Source organism: Actinomycetota bacterium, from assembly GCA_036280995.1.
GTDB lineage: Bacteria > Actinomycetota > CALGFH01 > CALGFH01 > CALGFH01 > CALGFH01.
Genome location: DASUPQ010000565.1, coordinates 1 through 2,625 on the forward strand (window position 1 = coordinate 1; position 2,625 = coordinate 2,625).

4 protein-coding genes are annotated in these 2,625 nt (G+C 68.2%); 2 read left to right on the forward strand and 2 right to left on the reverse strand.

Features of this window, described 5'->3' with window-relative positions:
- Window positions 1-449 precede the first annotated feature (449 nt).
- The gene (locus VF468_19065; GenBank protein ID HEX5880392.1) at window positions 450-779 is read right to left on the reverse strand and encodes a hypothetical protein; all 330 of its coding nucleotides are present in this window, start codon (window positions 777-779) and stop codon (window positions 450-452) included.
- Window positions 780-1,062: 283 nt separating this feature from the next.
- Window positions 1,063-1,659 (reverse strand): TlpA disulfide reductase family protein, encoded by a 597-nt coding sequence (locus VF468_19070; GenBank protein ID HEX5880393.1) that lies wholly within the window; start codon window positions 1,657-1,659, stop codon window positions 1,063-1,065.
- Window positions 1,660-1,980: 321 nt separating this feature from the next.
- Between VF468_19070 and VF468_19075 the strand changes: the two genes are divergently transcribed.
- Complete coding sequence (locus VF468_19075) at window positions 1,981-2,424, forward strand: tyrosine-type recombinase/integrase (GenBank protein HEX5880394.1); 444 nt, start codon at window positions 1,981-1,983, stop codon at window positions 2,422-2,424.
- Window positions 2,406-2,552: a hypothetical protein gene (locus tag VF468_19080; GenBank protein ID HEX5880395.1), complete on the forward strand. Its 147-nt coding sequence runs from the start codon at window positions 2,406-2,408 to the stop codon at window positions 2,550-2,552. The genes VF468_19075 and VF468_19080 overlap by 19 nt, the downstream gene beginning before the upstream one ends.
- Window positions 2,553-2,625: the final 73 nt, after the last annotated feature.

The following is a 2,625-nucleotide window of genomic DNA, read 5'->3' on the forward strand; positions in this document are numbered from 1 at the left end:
GCGGCGTCTTGCCGGTCACCGGTGGCGGCCGAGGCCGCCTCACCATCGAGTCGGTGTGTGACCGATGGACGGTGAAGGCGGTCGCACCCTAGGACCTGCTATATGCAGGTTGGCACCGCTGCGCTCACCTGGACAGCAGCGGGATGCTGCCGGCGCGGACCTGCATGCCCACCTCGACAAGGTCGCTGGGAAGCCGGATGTAGCTCAGACGCGCGTCAGATTGGCAGCCGAGGGCACCAGGCACCAGCAATCTGAGACTGCTCAATATCTCTGAACGGCACGTGTGGCGGGGCGCAGTCACCTGGAGCGCAGGTTCTGGCAAATCTCTGGCAAGGCCCGTGTTGGTGACCTTTGTGATCGCCTTGGCAGGGACGCCTCAGCGTCATCGTCCTGGCTTGTGTCGACCTCGGCTTCGGCCAGGTGACGCGGCATTGCATGGCGGGCGCGGCTCATGGCGTTGGCGTCGCGTCCTTGCGGCATTGTTGAGCGGCCACGGTGTAGGCGACCAGCAGGTCCGCGGCCTGACGGCGTTGGTTGCGGATGAGCAGGTCGATCAGCTGGTCACCCCGCCTGGCGGCCTCGAGGCAGGCCGGGGAAGCGTAATGGCGAACCACGACTCGGGTGGAGGGAGGTATTGCCAGCTGGGTGCTCGGTGAGGGCGAGGAGGTGGGGGCAGGCCCGGTCGGCTGACGGCTGGCTTGTGCGGACCCGAGGACGAACCCCAGCAGCGCGCCGACCGCAAGGGTGAGCGCCGGGACCAACAGCAGCCAGCCCGACACCCTCCGCGGTGGCGGCTGGGCCGGGCGGATTGGCTGCGGTGGGCCAGCCACTGCCGGTGCTGCCCTGGGTGGCGGTGGATCGGGCTGGTGCGGCTGAAACAGCGAACCAAGCTGGGATCGGAAGGATGGAGTGGCTTCAACCGGCGCCTGATCGGGCCGTGCTGCTACCGGCGCATCCGGCTGGCGGCGTGCTCGCCTGGACACCAAGCGCCGCCAGCGGCGGTGGGGTTCGCGACCTGGCCGAGCCTCATCCCTGGTTATGCGACGCTCCCACAGGTTCTCATCATTCGCGGGCCAGGTAGGTGAGGGCGGCGCGGAGGGTTCCGCCGGTGGTCCCGCCGTCAAAGCGCTCGGCGATCCGGCCTTGGCTGTCGACCAGCACAGTGACCGGCTGGTAGGGGACCCGCCAACGAGCCCAGGTCTTCCCGGAGGCGTCGTTGGCCAGCGGATAGGGGACCTGGAAGCGGCGGGCGTAGGCGCGACCGGCGGCGACCGTATCGTGGTTGGAGACCCCCACGAAGCCGACCCGGCCGGCGAACTGCTTGGCCACCTTCGACAGATCGGGCTGCTCGACCTGGCAGATCGAGCACCAGGACTCAAAGAAGCTCACCACCACAGGTCGCCCCCGGAACTCGTCCAGGGTGACGATGCTGCCGTCGAAGGCGGTGACCCGCAGGGCAGGGGCCGGCTGGCGGCGGGCCGGGGCGATGATGCCAGGCGGCGGGGGGTCCTGGGCCGGGCTCGTGCGAGCAGTGGCGGCCCGGGAGACGGCGGTGGGAGGCGAGGTGGTGGCCGCTGGTTGTCCAGCGGGGTCGGACGGGATGGCGCAGGCACTCAGGACGAGGGCGAGGAGGGCGAGCGGGAGCGGCCGGAGACGCATAGCGGATAATCCTACGCGACTGTCCAGTGGACGCCGAACGCCCTGATCCTGGAGCTGATTCCAGCGAGAGCGCCCGCGGTCATCCCTGGATCGGTCCTCCAGGTCGTGGTCAAGGTCGGAGACCAGGTCATCGCCGACATGTGCCCGCTCGACAGGGTGCAGCTTTGGCTCGAGAATGACGCCATCCCTACTCAGCCGAGGAACTCCATGCGACATTCCGCCGGCTCGCAAGCCAGGGCATACAGCGCTTCCTCGCCACTCTCTGAAGTTAGCTGGCATCCCACCACCATGCCGGCCGCACGCGAGGACTGACTTGCCGAGGTGCGCAGCTTCCTCGAGGCGGTCCAGGGTGACCGGCTGGAGGCGCTGTATGTGCTGGCGATCAGTACCGGGATTCGGCAGGGTGAGTTGCTTGGGCTACGCTGGCAGGACGTGGACGTGGAGCGCCGCCGGCTGCAGCTGGTCCGGCAGCTCAAGACCCGCCAGTCACGCCGGGCTGTGGTGCTGTCGGAGCTGGCCGTAACGGCGTTGGTCGACCATCGCGATCGGCAGGCCGCGGAGCGCGAGCAGCAGGGGGTCAGCCGGGAGAGCAAGGCCTGGTCTTTCCCAACACCGTCGGGCAAGCCGCTGGACCCGCACAATCTGCGGCAGCGGAGCTTCTTTCCACTGCTTGATCGGGCTGGTCTGCCCCGTATCCGTTTCATGACTTGCGGCATAGCTGCGCCACCCTGCTGCTCGGCGAGGGGGTGCATCCCAAGATCGTGAGTGACCTGCTTGGCCACAGCCAGATCGGTATCACCTTGGATTTGTACTCTCATGTCACGGCGACGATGCAGGCGGTCGCGGCTGAGGCGATGGGTCGGCTGCTGAGTGACCAGGACGGTGGCGGGTGACTGCTGATGGTCCAGGGAGTAGGGCTGGTGCCGGCGGTTGTAGCTGGGGCCTGTTGGACGGCCTGGAGCGGGG

Bases quoted from the DNA above. Each gene is read 5' to 3' on its own strand.
- VF468_19070 (HEX5880393.1), bottom strand. From the start codon at position 1,659: ATGCGTCTCCGGCCGCTCCCGCTCGCCCTCCTCGCCCTCGTCCTGAGT.